This window comes from Arthrobacter sp. MA-N2, from assembly GCF_000517125.1.
Lineage (GTDB): Bacteria > Actinomycetota > Actinomycetes > Actinomycetales > Micrococcaceae > Arthrobacter > Arthrobacter methylotrophus.
Genome location: NZ_KI912155.1, coordinates 1,485,991 through 1,505,277, shown reverse-complemented (window position 1 = coordinate 1,505,277; position 19,287 = coordinate 1,485,991). Strand labels below are relative to the sequence as shown.

The following is a 19,287-nucleotide window of genomic DNA, read 5'->3' as shown; positions in this document are numbered from 1 at the left end:
AAGGATCCCACGTGCCTCGCTCGCCTGAGCCGTTGAGCAGCGGATTGAGGCCGATCCCGACATATTCCAGGGCGGCGTCGATGGTGTGGAGCGCCTTGGCTACCTTTGGTGGCTCATCGCATTTGAGGGTGTAATCGCGGTCTGAATCCGCCGGTCTCAAGGAGCGACCGGGCGATGTAGTTGGCTAGGTTGCGGAAGCCGAGGGCGGAGCCGCGGAGGTGTTCGAGCCGGCCATTGAGTGCTTCCGTGGGCCCATTGCTGGTGCCGGGCCGGTCGAAGTACGCGAGCACGTCCCCTGCGCGGCGTTCCAGCGTCCGGCCCAGCGTAATGACCTCGGTCAGCGCAGCGGGAACGCCGGCACTGATCGCGCCGATCAGCGCTTGCATGAGCTGTTTGCCCCGGGTGCCGTCAGGGTCGCGGTAGGCGGCGATGACGCGCTGGTAGATGCCCCAGGGGACTGCCCCGGGTTTGCTTGACTCCTGACTTGTGAGGATTCTGTCCTTGCAGCAAGGATGTTCATATGCCCAAGCCTTTCCCCGCTCGGTTCCGCCGTGACGTGGTCGCGGTGGCGCGCAAGCATGAAGCCCCGATCTCGCAGATCGCCAAAGACTTTGGGATTTCCGAAGCAACCCTGCATAACTGGCTCAAGAAGGCCGACATTGAGGACGGCGCCCGTCCCGGCGTGACGCAGAAGGAAGCCGCAGAGCTCAGGGATGCCAGGAAGCGGATCCGGCTGCTGGAACAGGAGAACGAGATCCTGCGCCGGGCGGAGGCCTTCCTCGCGCGGGAGCTGCCCCCAAAATGAGGTTTCCGCTGGTCCTTGACCTTGCCGCGGACGGGATTCCCGTCGCGGTGGCCTGCCGGGTGCTGGGTTTCTCCAAACAGGCCTTCTACGCATGGAAGGGGGCGCCGGTCACGGAGCGCGATTGGTCTGATGCGCACCTGATCAACGCGGCCCTGGACGTTCACCGGGACGATCCGGCGTTCGGGTACCGGTTCATCGCCGACGAGCTCGAAGACCAGGGATTCAGCGCCGGCGAGAACCGGATGGCACGGCTGTGCAGCAGCCAGCGGATCTGGTCCGTCTTTGCCAAGAAGCGCGGCCTGACCCGCAAAGCCGGCCCGCCCGTGCATGATGACCACGTCCGGCGGGATTTCACCGCGACCGCACCCATCGGCTGTGGCTGACGGACATCACCGAGCACCGGACCGACGAGGGCAAGCTCTACCTGTGCGCCATCAAAGACGTCTATTCCAACCGGATCGTGGGCTACTCCATCGATTCCCGGATGAAAGCGTCTCTGGCCGTCTCGGCACTCCACAACGCGATAGCGCTCAGGGAGCCGGCAGGAACCGTGGTCCATAGCGACCGTGGTTCGCAATTCCGTTCCAACGCCTTCGTCAGGGCGCTGAAGGGCAACGGGCTGAAAGGCTCGATGGGGCGGGTGGGCGCGTGTGCCGACAATGCCGCCATGGAATCGTTCTTTTCACTCCTGCATAAGAACGTGCTGGATCGCCACCGCTGGTCCACACGGGCTGATCTTCGCTTGGCCATCGTGACCTGGATCGAGAAAACCTACCACCGGAAACGCCGCCAGCGGCGCCTCGGACGGCTAACGCCCGTCGAGTTTGAGACAATCAATACCGGCCTCAAAGCCGCCTAGCAACACTCAACCCCGAGAGTCAACGAAATCCGGGGCAGTCCCCAGGTCGCTTCGACCTCGGCATGGTTGTCCGCAACGAACAGGGCCTTCAGCCTGTCCTTCTGCTTCTCGGTGAGCAGATCGTGCCCGGTATGCAGGGTCCGGCGGGCTGCGTAGAGCGGGTCCCCGGACCGTCCGCGGTGACCAATGGTCTGCTGCTGAACGCGCTGGCGGCACCTGTCCAGGGCATCGCCGGCAAGCCGGACGACGTGGAAAGGATCCATGACCTCGACCGCGTCCGGGAGCTCCTCGGCGGCCGCAGTCTTGAACCCGGTGACCCCGTCCATCGCAACGACCTCGATCCCGTCCCGCCAGACCTTGGGCCGCTCGGCGAGCCAGGACTTGAAGACCTGTTTCGAGCGGCCCTCGATCATGTCCAGCAACCGTGCCGGGCCGGTCCTGTCACGGACCGGGGTGAGGTCGATGATCACGGTGACGTACTTGTCCCCGCGCCGGGTGTGCCGCCAGACGTGCTCGTCGACGCCGAGCACGGCCACCCCGTTGAACCGGGCCGGGTCCTCGATCAACACCCGCTTGCCCTCGGCAAGGATCGCGCTGTTCGCTGTATGCCAGGACACGCCCAGGCCTTCTGCGACGCGGGCGACGGTCAGGTGCTGGCACACGATGCCCTCCAGCGCCCACCGCAGCCCGCGGCGGGAGATCTTCGCCCGGGGCTGCGCGGCTTTGGAGATGTCCTGCCGCCACACCCGGCCGCACCCGGTGCACTTGTAGCGGCGGACCCTCACCAGCAGCGTCGTCGGCCGCCACCCCCAGCGGTTCGTGCGCGAGCGGCCGTGTGACCGTGCCGCGGGCGATGCCGTGGCCACCACACGAATGGCACCAGTCGTCCGGATCAACGGCCCGGCATTCCAGCACCGCACGGCCAGGGGCGAGACGCTGCCCGGCGGCTTCGAGCCCAAGCTCATCGAGCCGGCAGAACGTAGTCAGGTCAGGAGGCAGGAAGGTAGCGTGGGACACGGCGAGGTCTTCCGGATACGCAGTGTAGGAACTTCCATCATCGGAAGACCTCGACCTCTATCCGGCCACCGACGCGCCCACCCCCGCTACACCCTCAAATGCGATGAGCCCCTTTGGTCTTGCGCGCAATGGCGCGCTGTAGCCAGCCGACCACTGCGGGCCAGACAGCCCTAACCACGCTCATCTGCGAAGGGCCGCTCTAACTCACCTACGACGATCCGCAGCTGGCTCGGGAAAGCACCGAGTCCGCTCCTTGCGTTGTCTGCTCTGGTGCCTATGAAACCTCGATCGTAAGTGCGTCAGGGCGGTCGGGAGCTCGCACGCTGAAGCCTGCCTTTCCCTTTGGTGCAGCGGCGTGGGGAAGGGCCCACGAGAAGAGCGTGGCTATGTCCTCCGGATTTACTACGTCGGCAGGCAGAGATGTGGGCTCCGAGAATGCGGCTTGGCCGTTCCATTGATCAGCGGCGAGGGTGAGTATGATGGCCCCCGTTGTGCGGGAGGAAGGATCGTTCGCCTCCTTCTTCGTGGTGAATTCGTCTTCAAGGGGCTGTCGGGTCCATCGAGACGACCCAGAAAAGTCTCCGCGTTCGCGCCTGTTCCGTTCGATGATGGGGAACTGGGTAGCCCCCGTCTCATCGAGATCAATCATCCTGATCAGTGGGTCTCTTGAAGGAATTGCCATGACAACTTTGAAGTTTGTAATGCTTCCCTTGCTGATGGCTTCTTTGACGAATTGAATGTCCGCGTCAGCGAGACCCGGTTTGCTCCACTCAAATAGAGATAGTGCATCGATAACGACTTGTGCAGGCACGAGACCTGTTTTGGCTGCGTAGGAAGAGAGGTTCTTGGTGGCCGTTGTGTAGTGGAGCGTTTCCATGTCGGTGAGACGGTTGAGCACGGGGGCCATTGCTATCAGGTTTTCGCGGTTCTTGCTTTGCTTCGGATCCCGGGGCGGCAGATAGAAGAAGTCCTTAAAGCGGTCGCCCTTGGCGTACTGGACGATCTGGGCGTTGTACATGCGGCTGCGCGCGGTTGGCCTAAGCCAAGGCAAGCTCTGTGATACGAGCGGCGGAATATCGATGGGGCGCACCTGCGGCTGTCCGTTTTCATCCAGTTCAGCGAACTGTTCGAGCTGGTCCCGAAACTCTTCCTCGTCGCCGATCATCGATTCAAAGGCTTCATAAAGATCGTATGGCTTAGGGTTTCTGGCCGAGGCCGGGACATTTCGTCCGATGTATAGCCGCACTAGGTCCCGGTAGCCGGGTCGGTACCCGAACCAGCGGCCCATCTGCATCAGGGTGTCCGCTGCTAGTGCTCTTCGTGAGTACCAGGTCACTGTGAGGCCTTCAATAGTGTAGCCACGGGAGAGCTTTGCCCCGCCTACCAGCATTTTCCACACCGGACCTTTCTGGAAGTCGGCCCCAGCCTGGGTGTATTCGCTGTCTTTGTCACCGTTTACGACCGCGATTGGGCGGACGCCGTCCTCGACACGTTTCACGACTTCGGGGAGGTATACCGCGACGTCGTCGAAGGAAGAAGGGATCTGGTGTGTCCGTGGATCGGGAAGTTCAGAATCGGTCCTCTGCGTCAGCTCGTGCATGACCACAGCAAAGTCGTTTGCCCATAGTTCTGCCATTCGGTCATATCCGTCGAAGCCCAGATAGTCTGCCCGCTTCCATAGCAGGTGGATTTCGTCCGCCAGAGCGTTGTGCTCGGATTGCTTGACGGATTCATGGAAGAGCATCGTGTGGTGCTTGAAGTCGCCCTTACTGCCTCGGGCCTGGCGCCACAGCTTGATTGCTCCCGAGAGAACAAAGGAATCCATGGCTCTTTGCATTTCACGCTGCCTGAGCTCAAGGGTGTGCGGCGTTGAGAATATGTTTCTTACATACGCTGCTTGGTTGCTCGTTGCAGGGGTCTTGGGCTCGTCGGGTGCAAGGAGTAGATGACGGTCGTGGAAGGATCGGCCTCCCATGTAGGCGTCGGGCGGAGTCAGGCTGAAAATGAAGTCCTTGGGGTAGATGTCATCAACGTCTGAGGCATCAATGAAGACGTTAGCGAACGGAGTCGCCGTGTATCCCACATACTGGGCGCGTGGCAAAATCCCCAAGAGTTCGGACAAGAGTTTGTTGATGGCTGTTCGCTCGCGGGCCTCCTTATTTTCTTCGTCCTGTTCTTCTTTGGTGAGCTTCACAGGGGGTTTTTTGGTATTGATTCCGGCCTGATCGGCTTCATCGTCGATAATCAGCGCTGGATAGTCCTGGGTGTTGCCCCGAATCTGTTTGAGGTCTTTGATGAGCTTGCGTAGGACTGTTGCGTTCTTCTTAATCACAACAAGCCGGACAGGTGTGTCCCACAGATTGTCCGGGTGGTAAATCTTCTGTTGGTTACGTATGTTCGATTTGTAGTCGAGAGTACTGAGGCCGGCTCTGAGCGACTTATAGTCGTCGGTGCTTTTCGTAAGGCGGATAATGTGGGGGACGCCCGGCACGCTCTCTGGGTCGTAGCCGAATTTTACGAACCTGTCGCCTGCCAGCCAGTCTGCATCCTGGTTCGCTATGTAGTCGATGTTTTCTCGCGCGAGTGCTTCGTCTGAGAGGTCAATTCCGCCGACGATGTTTTCGAAGCCAACGAGTTCCTTGTCCAGGCGCCGTTGAGTCTGACTTCGAAGAAGCTCAAGGGTTCCGGTCAGTACGATGATGAGTCGGTAGCCGGCATCAATCGCTTTGGCCACAGTGCCGGTAAAGTTGGCCGTCTTCCCACTTTGGACATGTCCGACGACAAGGCCCTTGGTCTGGTAGGTTTCGTCCCACGTTGGGTCTGCGAACCGGCTAACGATTTCTGTGGTTGATTCATCCAACGCCACGATTGCATCCGAATCGAAGCCACGGCGTTTGAGTATCCCTTGGTAGACGTCCCAGTAGTGGCTGCGCGTCCGCCTCTCCGATGAGTACCACGGCCATCGGCCGTCGTCGGTGACGTTCGCGACGATCGTGCCGGCTTTGATAATCGGATAGAAAGAGTTGATGGCGGCAAATACGTGCTCGGAAAAGCCTAGTTTCCCGAGCACGTAGGCGCGTCGTTCTGGGCCCTTCGGATGGGTAGCGGGTTTGGGCGCCTCGCTGAGCCACTGTGCATCCGTGGTCTGGTCCCATCTGGACAATGCCAAACGGAATTCGACCTGGGCGGGATCGTTCGGATCCCCTTCCCGAGTCAGGAGATCGGTCAACTCCGAAGGTGTGATCGTCTCGACGCCGTCTTCCTCGAGCGAGAAGTTGACACGGTTGAGGAGTAGCTTCGGGCCCTTCTCGGCAATCATCGCGATGGCACTCGTGATTGCGTCGCTTCTGGTTTCTGTAATGGGCATCAAGACCTCCGAAGTCGCGAATTCGCGTAGACCGCAAACCCGTTTAGTGCGTCTGGGACCCGAACCGGCTGTAGGTGTGAGACGTCGGTCCGATAAGAAACTTCTGATAGATGCTCGTAGTTGGGGATCGTCTGCCGTAGAACGGAGTTCTGCAGCGAGGGGAATTGTTCATCTACGGGGTAAAAAGCTGGGCGGGAACGGAGTACGTACTTGGCGCGGTATGAGTCCACGTCGGCCGACCTCCATCCGAGTCTGGCCAGGTATTCGTTGAATAGCAGAGCATGCGGTCCAAGGAGATTTTGAATTTTGTCTACCAGCCCCACCAGGCTGAATGCGTTATCTGCACCGCCGGCCGCAGTGAGCTGAATGGAGAGAAACAAGAGGGAACGGTTCTCGGAAGGTTCAAGCTGGGTGGCTGATCCGATACGGTGTGTTCGTCGTTCCGATTTCGTCGTCTTGACTTCGAGGTCGAATGTGTCGAACGAGAAGTCGTGTTGTTCCGATTCCGGCCCCAGCCACGATGTTATGGCCGAGACCGGGTCGATACTGCAGAGATACGTCAGCAGCAGCAGCTCTCCTAAGAGTCCGGTCTGCTTCTCGGAGCTTAGTAGCCTGCGGCTTTGGATCAGCAGCTCGTATTCTTTGAGGCTGTGGGAGACTGCGCTGGAAAAGAAGTGGCCCTGCTGCAGTTCCTCGACGATCTTGGCTATGAACGAGTACGCCGCGTAGTGCATTCCACCGGCAGCGAGCCTCAGTACGAAGCAGTCCTGATCCGGGTCGGTCGCGTAGTCAATTTCAATGTTCTCGAACGGACTGAGATCGGGATTCGAACCGTCATTCGGAACGCGGAGCTCCATGCTCTCGGTGGCGGGTTCGATGCGAAGCTCACATCGAGGAACTTGTGAAAGCAGATGCACGACAGTGTTTGGTGACTTGAAATACCGTTCTATGGTTTCGGGTTCAAGTCTACGAACCTCGCCGGGTGAATCTTGGGCCATCTGCTAGGCACCGCCGTTCTTCTCGTGTGCCTGGTCTTTTTGCACGTTCGGCTGGATAAAATCTTCGGCAAAGGCGGCCAACAGCACGTCATTGAGGATGCGATGCCTGTCCTCCCGAATGACGTTCCATCGTTGTTCAACTTTGAAGTCGCTTTCGAGGAGGAAGTAAAGGAAGGCCTTGAGCAGTTGGCCGTCTCGGTTGCTCAAGCGGCCTTCTGATCCATAGATCCTTCGGACGAGCTCTACGTTGACGTCGATGCGTCGTGCTGTCCGATCAGCCCGAAATAGTTCTGTGGATGGGAGGGTAACGAAGCGCAGATCGAGGGGATCGAAGTCAGCAAAATCCTGGAGGTCAGTGAGGCGGGAAAGGACTGCGGGGTTCAACCCAACGGCGGGTTCAACCAGCCGTATTTCCTGACGCTTCGTCTTTTTGGATTCCTTGTGGGCTCTCTGAAGGTCAGTAAAGTATGAATCGAGGCTGGACGATGAAGGACCTGGTGCATGGGCCCGCGCCATCGCCCGGGTGAAGTCCTCGGAGTATACGGGGGTGACTTTCTCCGCATTGAGTGCTATGTAGTGCTCGTTTGCTGAATCAAGATCGATTTTGATTCGGCCGAGTCCCAACTCTTTCTTGGGGAGACGCAGCCCTGCCCAGTTTTTCCCACCCGATAGGAGCCGGCCCCGTCGATATAAGTAGATTCCCTGCCTCGCTTCTCCGGGTTCCCCGTATAAATCGAAAGCTGCCGAGTTCAGACGAGGAGGAAACAGGTGCGCCTCGATCGTGCACGATGCTCCGTCCGGAAGATCGACGACAAAGGTCCGGGGGTAGCCGTCCTGTTGCAAGGAGCCCTCGAAGGGGTCGATGGGATCAACTTTGAGGGGAGGGAGGGTTCTGTTTCGCTCAACGTCGAATGTGTCTATGTCCATTTCCACGGTGCCAAGTCGCAGTTGACGATGAAAGGTAACACCCAAGTGCTCGCGAATAGAGCGAAGCTTGGCTGATCTCCATTCGGTGAGTTCCCCATGGTCGGATGTGTGTATTACGTCCTTCAGGCCTCGCCACTCCACCAAGGTGCCACTTGGTACTTCCATGCCTGCAACGCTGTCAAGCCGCTCATTTGCGGCTCCTGGCTCCATTACTCCGACGCTGAAGTCCTGACTTACTGTTTGATCCATCCGGCGGCCGACTGCAGGTCCCCATTTTTGGCGAGAATAGATCTCGAAGGAGGTGGCCTGAGATAGAGAGGCCGCCTTAAGGCCGAGCCCAAAATGCCCAAGATCTTCAGCCCCGTACTCACGCCGCGCTCCGAAGGTCATCGCCTGCTTTAGCCCCTCAGCAGTCATGCCTCGCCCATTATCAATGATTTGGAGCCCAAGTATGGTGGTCCCGCGCTGCACGAAACGGATCCGGATGTGGCTGGCCGTAGCATCAATGGAGTTATCAACGAGGTCTGCCAGGGCGCTCGTGAGGTTGTGGTGTATTCCGATAGCCGCAATGGTTGAGGGGTCCGGCAAAACGGTTTCAGTAGACCATTGCCGTTCGTCGAGTTCATATCTGGCGGGCATCTTTAGTCCTCGAACCTAGCTTGACCACCGAGCTTCGACACATTTTCTGTGACCTTGCTGGCTGCCTCATTTGTGATGCCTTGGGAGACATCGACCTCGAAGTTGAGCCTGAGGTCGAAAACATTTGCATCAGGGGTGTCCAGGTAACGAAGAACTGCTCGTTCGATTAGCGTGATCTGTTCGCTGAGGTTCCTGGTTGCGTCAATCGGGATGAATCCGCTGGCATGTGTCTTGAGGTGTTCAGGCTCTGGGGCCGGCTCGGGATCGGCTCCCGGAAGCGTGCGTTCTACCTTGGCCAGCCGTCTCATCTCTGCTTCGACATCGGCGGCGCGGCGGGAGCTGCCAGCATCCTGGAGCAAGGCGGTGAGTAGCCTTCTGCTGGACAAGATGGAGGCATAGTAGAAATTTGAGCCGTCACGGAACGTCTCGTGATGTTCCAGATCTTGCTCTTCGTTATAGCTGTTTGAACGGACAGTGCTCAGGGACAGACACGGGATGCACTTGGTGCTTCGCCTAATTTTCGACTCGATCTGGTGAAGGAATGGATACAGGGAGCTGATTGTCTCCGTATCCAAGTCTTCATCTTTCACATGTTCGAAGGCGCTAAAAAACTCAACTTTGACTGTCTGGAGTTTCCATCGCTCAGAGAGGGGTTCAGTCAGCTCTGGATTCCCGGTGTAAAGTGCCGCGACTTTGCCGGACCGCAAAAGGAACTGATAGGTGTCATCATCTTCGGCAACGGCTACGAACTCTGCAGGGTATCGCGTAGTGGTGCCGTCCGCCTGCTGGACTAATAGTTCCGTGGGTCGACGAACGCCAAGTTTTGCCAGGAGTCCATACAGTTCATGAACGCGCCCGTATGGAAGTTTCTGCTCGGCCAACGGCAGCGCGTAACCCCAGTTGACCCCGTCGACGGAGTCTGGAAGCTCTAGCTTTTCGGCGTGGGATGGCCCAGGGTAGGGAAGGAACCCCACGGGAATCCCCTCAACGGCCCCAGCACAGTACTTCACGTCCACCAAGTCGAGCCGGGTTTGCAGGACACCATAGTTCCGCACCCACCACATATCCGGCCCATCAATAATTTGCGCGCTCTTGTAGGTGCTGCTGAATTCGACTTTTGTCTTGTATTGAGTGTCAGAGAGGATCCTCTGAGTGACTTTTTCCCGAGTGCGCATGGATGCCTTGCACAGGAGGTGAAGGTCCGAGGTGGCCAATACCGGGCTGAAGCGAAGGGATGCTTCCGACACTGGAACAGGTGAAGTTCTTGATTCAGCAGAAATTCTTGCAGCTTCCGAGGACTTCCACAGGTCATAGGAAGGCCCACTTTTCACCGTGGCGGGCTCCGCTAACGTGCTCTTCACTTCTAGGTTCTTCATCAGGTTGAGGTCTTGCCGATGAAAAAGCTCATCAACGAGAAGGTGTTCGTCGCCGACGCTGTTAGTCGGGATGAGACCATTAGGCAGCCAGACGTCGGCGGTCGGACGCCACCGGCCGTCCTTTGACCTAACGCGGAGCTTACCGATATCAAGGCGGTCACCGATAATGGCAAGCATTTCCGGAATTGGCAGGGCTCGAGAAAGCCGCCAAAGAGATTCGGCTGCACTTTCGTCCTCGTAGTCTTTTGCGACTTGGCGGGCGATGCGGTCAACTTTTCCTCTGTCATCAAGTGCCTGGAAATCCAGGGCCTTGAGGAGGGTGCTGACGTCACCGTGATGCAGAAACTCATAAGAGACGAGGTTATCTCCTTCATCCTCTTCATCTATGGGGAGGAACACTTTTGAAATAATCGGCGGCCGGGCACTACTGTCCTGCATGAGCACGATGCGACTCCGGCGCATCGCGGCCCGATGGTCCGGGTGGCGCTTGTCGATCTCGACCGCCATCCGAAGAGCATTTTCGAAATCGTCCAGACGGCGGCCGTAGGTGATCTCTTCGAGCCATACTTCAACCGGGGCTCTCCCCTTGTTGGCAAGACCCAAGAGACGTCGAACCATAAGCCGCCGTTCCTTGGTCGTGGAAGCTGAACGATGCAACCACGGCCGGTCAAGCCCAACCCAGCTATCCCACATCTCCTCAAGGTGAGTGGCTTCTTCCATATCTGGCGGGAACAAGAGATCCGAAATGAGCTGAAGCTCCCCGGCTCGGTCGGGCAGGCACGGGATCCCCGATAGCGCTGCGAAGATGGGTTCATTGATGACAGAGTCGGCCCATGAAGGGGCTTCCCGGCCACGTGCGGGCAATAAGTCCAGGAAACCGGCGGGGTCCGCGTCGTCCCGGAAAGATGCCAACGCCCCAGCAACCATCATCGGGACGGCTTTCTGCAGAATTTCCTTGTTATACAGCGTGTGAAGCATGCTGTGGCGGTCTTCGTTCATCTTGAAGGCCGCGTTCACAATTCCTCTTAGGGAAGTCGTGTGACTTGTTGGGAAGTAGTTCCAAAATGAACCACGTTGACGGCGGGGGTTGCCCTTGATGGGTACTGCCCAAGTGACGTCCACCGTTTCCCTGGCTGCGATTGATCCTGCCTCAACGGCCGCCTGGGGACTGACATGATGCTTGGCTCGGAAAATCCGCCATTCCTCCTGCAAATCATCGTTTTCGAGGAGGACGTCGGAGCCATCACGGCGTGCCGACCAGGCAGTAAGAGTGCCTTCTATTCTGTTGTCGAACTCAAAGAGGCCTATGTTTTGGGAAAATAGCAAAAACTCGTGGGGAAACTTCCGCATCTCCTCGCTTAGCCATGCAGCCTGCTGAACCAAGGGGAGCTTCACAACGGTAGTAGCCCATGACATGAGTTCGTCAAGAATGGGATCCGAGCTGGCAGCAGCGACAGGATCGACCGGTGTGGCGATTCGCAAGACTGGGTACGAAGGCAGCCCCGGCCTCAGCGGTTCAAGGAGTTCGGTGCTTTGCCAGCGGTCCCACTTGACAGAACCGCTCTTACTGAATATCTGAGGGGAGTCGGAAATCTGAATGACGGACTTGAATCCAAGCCCGAACCGCCCGATCTGGTCATCCCTCTTCTCAGAGGAATGCGAAAGCATCAGGGTGCGGTAGCCCGCCTCAGTGAACGGTGATCCCTCGTTGGCGCAATACAACGTTCCGTCGGTCAGCACGATGCGAATTCGGCCGTTTGGAAGATCGATGGCGTCTGCCGCGTTCTGAATCAGCTCATTCAGCTGTTTGCGGCCGTAGCCGCTCTGGGTGATTGCCTGTTCAATATTGCTGTGTTCGCGGATCAAGTCTGGGCGGGCTTTATACGCGTCCAGCGCTTGAAGTGTCTCGCTTGCCACGAAGCGACTCAGATCGCTATCTGTGTCCGCCCAAAAATCGTATGGCAAGTTGCTCCCCCGCAAGATCGATGTTTGTCAGTAACCACGCTGTTGTAAGACAGTTCTATCAGGCCGGATGCCCCAGCCAAGCCGGTGATACCGAAGCCGTGACTGTTGAGCTTAAATGGACTCCTTGCCGGACACGACGACTTCGGCATGAAATTGAGCGGCAACCAGGTTCGCTAGGTGGTTCGCAAGCTGCACCGGCACCGCGTTACCAATCTGACGCGCTATGGAAGTCTTCGATCCTGCCCACTTGTAGTCGTCTGGAAAGCCTTGGAGCCTTGCTGCCTCGTAGTGCGTAATTGCCCGGTGCACGCTCGGGTTGGGGTGAAGATACCTGCCCTTTTCAGGTTTAAAGAATTCTGTTCGAATGGTCACTGAAGGGCGGTCATTGCGCAACCGTCCCATCACGTCTCCTGAACCGGTCGTGTGATTCTTCCAGCAGTTAGCCAGCAAGTCCGTAGGAATGTTGAACCTGTTTCCACCAGCTGGGATTTGCTTAAACCTGTCGAGCGACAGCTGCGTATAGTTCCTAGTGACGTGCAGATCCTGCGTGCTATACGGTCCCGGAATTCGCTGCCCGTTATACTCGAAGGAGACCTCCGGGAAGGTGGTTTCGACTACGTGCGCCTCAATTGAGGCAAAGGCTTCTCCGACAGTCCGATGGCAGCCGCTGTAAGCGCCTTCGGGTTCGGGCACCTCAGGAAGCTCTCTCAAGCGACCGATCACGATACTCCGCACACGCGACTGATAGGCACCAAAGTCGGCCGCGTTTAGCAGGTACGGCTGAAGAACATACTTCTCCAGGGGGTTCCCGGGTCGAGTCCAGCGTTCAAATTCTTCATACTGATCGGACTTCAAGAATTGGCGCACATTCTCGACAACAAAGTACTTTGGCTTCGCCGCTAATATGGTTTCCGCATATTTCTGCCAAAGAAAGTTTCGCTCATCCAGTACGTTTTGCTTGCCCAAAGCCGAAAACCCTTGGCAGGGAGGTCCTCCGATGATCACATCAGCTTCAGGCACCCGCCCCTCCTCGAGCCAATCCTCGATTTTGCCCGCGTACACGCGCTCAGCCTGGTGATTCAGTGCATAGGTGGCAGCGGCATGCTGGTCATGTTCAACTGCGACAATCGTCTTAAACTTGCCAGTGGACTCAAACCCTTCCGTCATCCCGCCTGCACCAGCGAAAAGATCAATGAGTCGTAGTGGTTTGGCCATGCCTAGGATTCTAGCCGGCCCCAGGCCGTAACCCGTAATAGGGCGAGGATCCGCAGGGCGAGTCGCAATGTTTGAGGGCCTGAGCCTTCTGTGCCTTTGGCTTTCCGGATCGCAAGCCGCGGTGGGTTCAGCTAACGACCCCCGGTTACGACTTCTCAGGGCTGCCAACGGCTGCCAACTCACTAGCTGCCCATCATCAAAGCCTTACTCCGCGAGGGCTAGGAGGGGCAGACCGCAACTGGCAGGATTCCTACGGCTCACGGCGTAAAAGATCGCTTTCGACCGCGAGCATCCACTCACCGTCGCCGAAACGGATTTCGTACATCATGACTCCAGTCTGATCTGTGCCTCTTGGATTTGCCTCAAAGTAGGGCCACCCGTCGCGGGTTTGAGCCACGGCATCTCGTGTCTTAACGGCGTGAAACCATCCCAGAGGCGCACCCTGATCATTCGTCATGTTTCCCTTTCCCCAAGTTCCTCTCGTGTTCGGCAACGAAACCAAAGGTCGTACAACGGGTCCTCCGAACCTAAAATTCCATCTCGATCAGCAGGGGGCCACCGTCGGCCCGGCGTATAGCCATCAAAGCCTGCAAGCGGATGAGCCATTCGCTGCGGACAGATTCTTCCAATTCAGGGGCTTGTGGCAGGAGCTTCCATAGCTCGAGGAATTGGACGATGCTCATCGCCACAACAGCTTCAGTCTCCGCCGCTTCGTCACTTAGGTATGGACGCTCGGGGAACACACTCGAGATGATGCCGCGTACCAGAGCGCCTGGGGCAGCGTGCGCCTGCTCCGACCAGGTGGAGAACAAGGTCTGGTAGTTGACCATTCGCAGTTCGCTCGGAGATGCGGCAGATAACTCACGAATATTCTTGCCGCTCCATGACTTCGCCCATCTTGTCTGCCCGTTCGCGCCGGTGGTCTTGAACTGTGCATAATCCGGGTTGTCCAAAGCAGATTTTGCCTGCAACAGGCGGGCCACAGGTATCTTCCTGCCCCTGGCGTGTGCGAGCTCCAGCTCTCCGAGAATGCCGAGGGCCTCCTGCAGGGATCCGAACTGCATGAACCTGATAGCCGCTAACTCCCGGTCCGGGCATGAAACTAAATACTCCATGTTGACCAACAATTCGAACAGCTGGCGCACGGGCGCGTTGGCCGTTTCCCAGTGCCCTGCTGCAGCTAGTACGTAGACGGCATGAAGAACCGAGACCGCACGCTCAAAAACAGCACGGTCAAACCTGCCCAGTTCAGATGGAGGGTTATGACGCAACGTATCCCGCCGGGCGCGCTCAATGACTTGAGCCTGGAGTTCAATTAGTTTGCCGACGGCTGTCATCGAAGCCTTCGCTTCTTCACTGAGGCGAGGTGACATCTTTCTAGTCGTTGTTTGCCTCTTCTTTGGTCGAACCACATGTCCCCCTGTTCAAATAGGCGCCGCAATCCACCGGCACGGAACCGATAATTGGCGCACAGCAATCGCTCTAAGGCTCTGCCGAGGCTTACCAGGCACCCGGCCCTACCCTAAGGCATCGCCACGGCTACGCCGCAGACTTTCACCGTGGACTCCTGGCCGCGAAAAGCAAACCCGACCAGGAGTCCCCACCCGAAATGAGGGGCGGGCGTGCACCGCATACCAGCCCACATCCACCGGGTTGGAGCTGGCGTTGCCTCAAGAGGCGTAACGACACCGGTTCCTCTCGTATACCTTCCCGTCTCGCTCACCGGACCCGACCCATCCGGCAGTCCTGAATCGGCCCGACTTTGTCGAGGCTGCTCCCACCGGCTCTCGGTGATCCCCGAGAACGGCTGCCTCCAGCTTCACCCCGCCGCTACGACGGCGAAGCGACGAAGGTCTCCCACCTCCATTCGTAACAAACAGCGCCTCGTGGCGCACTGCTCTACGGCAACAATCCGGCTCACCCACGGACCCCGCGTCATACACGTCTACGGGCTCACCCGCACCAATGTGAATAGACGTCACCAAGCGGCACCCCAATTCTCACCCCTCGGCCCGCGGAAGATACTCCCGCATGAGCTACACGTCTGGCATCCAAGCGGGTGCCACCTGTTGACGGAAAGGTGACAGACCGCCGGTAGTCATGTCCCCGAGCCCGTTGCGGACGATGAAGGGGGGTGAAGCAACGACGAAACAACATCACCACCTCATGCCCCGAGTTCGGTGCCTGCCCGCATTGCGCGGGTGTTCCCGTGGCATTGCGGTGACGATGTCCATTGCCCGGCTGTCTGCGGATGCCGGGGTGAAGTACCTGCTGAAGACCACGGCGCATGGTGATGTGACCGTGCGCGATCTGACGGACTACTACACGAAGTCCGGGAACCCGGCCGGGACCTGGCTGGGCAGCGGCATCGACGGTATTGGCCTTTTCCCCGGCACTGTCCTGACGGATGATTCGGCGAAGTCAGTCTTCGAAGGAGCACTGCATCCGGTCACCGGTGAGCCGCTGGGCCGCCGGCACGGGCGGCGGGCCACCGCCCCGGCAGGGCCCGGCAGGGACGGAACATCAACGCGTCACCCAGTCGCCGGGTTCGACCTGACATTCAGCGTTCCGAAGTCAGTCTCGGTCCTGTGGGCCCTCAGCCCACAAGACGTCCGGGATCAGGTGTTGGCGGCGCATCACCGCGCCATGCAGGACACCCTGATCTGGCTCGAGCGCCGGGCCATCGGCACCCGGACCGGCCGCAGCGGCGTGGCGCACGTCCCGGTCCGCGGAGCCATCGCCGCAGCGTTTGATCATTGGGAATCCCGGGCCGGCGATCCGCAACTGCACACCCACCTGGTCGTCGCCAACCGCGTTCAACGAACGAGCGACGGGGCGTGGGCCACTCTCGATTCCCGAACCCTATACAAGGCGGTGGTCGCGGCCAGTGAGCACTACAACGGCCTGCTCTTCGACGAGCTGCGGCGCAGCCTGGGAACCGAGACCGAGCTGCGGGCACCGGCCTCGGTCGAACGCAACCCCAGCCGCGAGCTATCCGGGATCGATGCCGGGCTGATCACGGAGTTCTCCGCCCGGGCACGGATCATCGAACTCGAGAAGGACCGGCTAGTCCGGCTCTGGAATCTCGAACACGGGACCAATCCCTCCGACGCCACCGTCCTGAAGCTGCGGCAGCAGGCCACCCTCTCCACCCCGACGGCCAAGGACGCCCAACCCGTACCATTGACCGAGCGGCTTACGTCCTGGCGCCGCCGGGCCGAAAGCCTTGGCTGCACGCCGGAACGCTTGATAACCGCCACTGTCCACCAGTCCCGCACCCGACCCCTCACGAGTGCGGACCTGTCCGCGGAATGGCGGCACGTCACCGGGCAGCTGGTCATGGACCTCCTCGCCCAAAAACGCGCCACCTGGAACCGGTGGAATCTGCTCGCCGAGGCCGAACGCGTCTGCGCCGACATCCGGATGGCCAGCCCCGCCGAACGCACAGCGATGATCGAAGCCCTTGCCGACGACGCCCAGACGTTCTCCGTCCCCCTCAACGACCACCGGTACATCGCCCCGGAGAACGCCTTGGCTGATCTCGCCACGGACGGGCACACGGTTTTCGACCCGGTCACCGGAACGGTCTTCACCAACACCCGCATCCTCGCCGACGAGGAAGCCATCATGGCCGCCAGCCACGCCACCGACGCGCCCGGTCTGGAGCCCTGGGACGCCGTCGACGCCGTCACCGCCACGCCCCGCAGTGCCGGGTCCGTCCTGTTCGCGGACCAGCAGGACGCCGCCCTCCAGATCCTGACCAGCTGGCGCCGCCTGGACGCGGTCACCGGCCCGGCCGGGGCAGGGAAGACCGCCACCATGAAAGCCGTCAGCGACGGCTGGCAACAGGTCCACGGCCCCCGCAGCGTGGTCGCCCTCGCCCCGGCCGCCGTGTCCGCCGACGTCCTCGGCGACGCGCTGGGACTCGAAGCGGAGAACGTGACGAAATGGCTCTACGAATCCAACGGCCCCGGAGCAGCCAACCGCGCCCGCCGCTACCTCCTCGCCGAACACGCCCTGGAACACCCCCTGGTCAGTGGCCCGACTCAGAAGCGGCGGCGGCAGGCGGCGCAGGTCCTCGCCACCGTCGCCGCCGAACACGCCCGCTGGCAGCTCCACCCCGGCCAGCTCGTCATCATCGACGAAGCGTCGATGGTCCCCACCTACCAGCTCGCCGCCCTCACCGCGATGGCGTCCGCGGCCGGGGCGAAACTGGTGCTGGTCGGTGACCCTGCCCAGCTGGACTCCATCGACGCCGGCGGGATGCTCGGCTGGTTAGACCGCACCGGCCGGGCCGTGCGGCTGACCTCACTGCACCGCTTCACCCACGCCTGGGAAAGCGCCGCATCGCTCCACCTGCGGGCAGGGAACTGGGACGGGATCCTGGAGTACCAGCGACACGGCCGGATCCAGGCGGGAAACGAGCACCGGATGATGGAGGCAGCCTACGCGGGATGGGCCGCCGACGAGAAAGCAGGGCTGGCCTCCATCCTCATCGCCGCGGACAATGACACCGTGACCGTCCTCAACCGGCGCGCCCAGGAAGACCGGGCCGCCACTGGAGCCGTTGACACCCGCCACACCGTGCCCCTGGCCGACGGCCTCACTGCCGGGTGCGGGGACGTGATCCTGGCCCGTCGCAACGACCGAAGGATCAGGGACAGCCTGGGCGGGTTCATCCGCAACGGCACCCTCCTGACCATCACCGCACCCCCCACCGAAGCCGGCAGCGTGCCCTGCGTCAGAAAAGACACCGGCGCCACCATCAACCTTGACCGGAACTATCTCTCCGGGTTTACGGAATTGGGGTACGCAACCACAGCGCACCGGGCGCAGGGAATCACCGTCGACACCGGGCACATCGTCGTCACCGAAGGCAGGCTCACCCGCGAACTGTTCTACGTCGGCATGACCCGCGGCCGGACCACCAACACCGCCTACATCGTCGAACCCGATACCGACGCGGACGAACGGATTGATCCGGCCGGCCTGCCTGGCTGGCCGGAGATCCTCGGCCAGGTCCTCGCCACAGAGGGCGCCGAACACACCGCACACGAAACCCGGCAGGAACTCCAGGACAGCACCGATACCCTCCACCAGCTCGCCGCCGAGCACGACTACCTCACCCAACTCGCCGCCGACGACGACCTCACCGATTTCCTCACCACCAACTCCCCCGGTCCGGCCGGGGATCTGCGGCGCTCCCCGGCATGGGGCCCCGCCGTCGCCGCCTGGAAGCGTCTGGTAGCACATGACCGGAACATGGCCGAGCACGAAGTGCTCAACGCAATGACGCCCCACGGCGAAGTCCGCGACCTCACGGCCATCATCCACCACCGGCTACGCACCGCCGCCAACCTCCACGCAGCACCCGAAGGGCTCGTCCGGTGCCCCAGCAACCGGCCAGACCTGAGCAACCTCATTACCCAAGTCGAACAACGCATCCGCCACCGCGCCAGACTCGTGGCCGCACGCATCCCCACCAGCCAAGAACCATGGGTGCAAGACCTGGCATCGCAACTCCAGAAGATCCCGGACCCGGACCGGCGACGGCGAGCGCTGCAGGAGGTCCTCATCTACCGGGATCGCTGGGCCATCACCGACAACGCCAACCCGCTCGGAACCCCAGTCAGCTGGGAGGAACCAGACAGGCAAAACCAGCGCCAACGGCTCCAGACGAAACTCTCCACTGTTATCCACTCCCGCACCAGCCCCGCCACGGCAGCGGTGGACCCTTACCAGCCGTCCCCTTCGACACGGGACATGGGACTGCGGATCTAAAGTTAGAAGTCATACTTCCCATCGCTGGCCGAAGATGCCGACCCGCTCAGAAAGTGGAATCCTTTCAATAACGAGAAGCGAAGGAATCTCACGTCAGCGGAAATGACCGTGCTCAGAGTCGATGCTTTGGAGCCCATCGGTCGTATCCCATTTGATGCCTCTTACAAAAGCCCACGTGGACGGCACGCACGAGATATCGGGGCTCGCTCCGCGGGAACGGCAGCTATTGGCGAAGCCCTTCCCTTTCGAACGTGATCCGTCGGTTTGGAAGCGGTGCGATTCAGCGCCGCTGGGGCCTCCATCAAAGCCCACGGCCGTGGGCACTTTTTGGGCACATT

General features: G+C 60.1%; 7 protein-coding genes and 3 pseudogenes. 2 read left to right on the top strand and 8 right to left on the bottom strand.

All coding sequences use genetic code 11. From position 1 onward, the window contains the following. Window positions 1-113 precede the first annotated feature (113 nt). A pseudogene (locus tag A3M3_RS0107640) lies at window positions 114-500 on the bottom strand (transposase); the annotation flags it as partial. A gap of 20 nt (window positions 501-520) precedes the next feature. Here A3M3_RS0107640 and A3M3_RS24185 point away from each other — a divergent pair. Beyond that, window positions 521-1,664, top strand: a pseudogene (locus A3M3_RS24185) (IS3 family transposase). Window positions 1,665-1,699: 35 nt separating this feature from the next. On the opposite strand, the pseudogene A3M3_RS24180 reads toward A3M3_RS24185, so the two are convergent. The 7 genes and pseudogenes from A3M3_RS24180 to A3M3_RS0107590 all read right to left on the bottom strand — a co-directional run. After that, window positions 1,700-2,681 (bottom strand): annotated as a pseudogene (locus A3M3_RS24180) (ISL3 family transposase); the annotation flags it as partial. Between the two features lie 274 nt (window positions 2,682-2,955). Beyond that, window positions 2,956-6,048, bottom strand: a complete 3,093-nt coding sequence (locus A3M3_RS0107620; RefSeq protein WP_028265848.1) for a Z1 domain-containing protein — start codon at window positions 6,046-6,048, stop codon at window positions 2,956-2,958. Then, window positions 6,048-7,046, bottom strand: coding sequence for a PD-(D/E)XK motif protein (locus tag A3M3_RS24175; RefSeq protein WP_081736726.1), 999 nt, complete (start codon window positions 7,044-7,046; stop codon window positions 6,048-6,050). Before A3M3_RS24175 ends, A3M3_RS0107620 begins: the two co-directional genes overlap by 1 nt. A gap of 3 nt (window positions 7,047-7,049) precedes the next feature. Continuing rightward, window positions 7,050-8,612 carry an ATP-binding protein gene (locus A3M3_RS0107610; RefSeq protein ID WP_028265847.1) on the bottom strand — a complete coding sequence of 521 codons (1,563 nt, stop codon included), beginning with the start codon at window positions 8,610-8,612 and terminating at the stop codon, window positions 7,050-7,052. Window positions 8,613-8,614: 2 nt separating this feature from the next. Continuing rightward, complete coding sequence (locus tag A3M3_RS0107605; RefSeq protein WP_028265846.1) at window positions 8,615-11,905, bottom strand: sacsin N-terminal ATP-binding-like domain-containing protein; 3,291 nt, start codon at window positions 11,903-11,905, stop codon at window positions 8,615-8,617. Window positions 11,906-12,064: 159 nt separating this feature from the next. Further along, the gene (locus A3M3_RS24170; RefSeq protein ID WP_035741489.1) at window positions 12,065-13,168 is read right to left on the bottom strand and encodes a DNA cytosine methyltransferase; all 1,104 of its coding nucleotides are present in this window, start codon (window positions 13,166-13,168) and stop codon (window positions 12,065-12,067) included. A gap of 527 nt (window positions 13,169-13,695) precedes the next feature. Next, a complete protein-coding gene (locus tag A3M3_RS0107590; protein ID WP_028265844.1) occupies window positions 13,696-14,541 on the bottom strand; it encodes a DUF5677 domain-containing protein in 846 nt (281 codons plus the stop codon). 853 nt (window positions 14,542-15,394) lie between these two features. Here A3M3_RS0107590 and mobF point away from each other — a divergent pair. Continuing rightward, window positions 15,395-18,949 carry a MobF family relaxase gene (gene mobF / locus A3M3_RS24165; RefSeq protein ID WP_051423006.1) on the top strand — a complete coding sequence of 1,185 codons (3,555 nt, stop codon included), beginning with the start codon at window positions 15,395-15,397 and terminating at the stop codon, window positions 18,947-18,949. Window positions 18,950-19,287: the final 338 nt, after the last annotated feature.

Bases quoted from the DNA above. Each gene is read 5' to 3' on its own strand.
- A3M3_RS0107590 (WP_028265844.1), bottom strand. From the start codon at position 14,541: ATGTCACCTCGCCTCAGTGAAGAAGCGAAGGCTTCGATGACAGCCGTC.
- A3M3_RS0107610 (WP_028265847.1), bottom strand. From the start codon at position 8,612: ATGCCCGCCAGATATGAACTCGACGAACGGCAATGGTCTACTGAAACC.
- mobF (WP_051423006.1), top strand. From the start codon at position 15,395: ATGTCCATTGCCCGGCTGTCTGCGGATGCCGGGGTGAAGTACCTGCTG.
- A3M3_RS0107620 (WP_028265848.1), bottom strand. From the start codon at position 6,048: ATGCCCATTACAGAAACCAGAAGCGACGCAATCACGAGTGCCATCGCG.
- A3M3_RS24170 (WP_035741489.1), bottom strand. From the start codon at position 13,168: ATGGCCAAACCACTACGACTCATTGATCTTTTCGCTGGTGCAGGCGGG.
- A3M3_RS24175 (WP_081736726.1), bottom strand. From the start codon at position 7,046: ATGGCCCAAGATTCACCCGGCGAGGTTCGTAGACTTGAACCCGAAACC.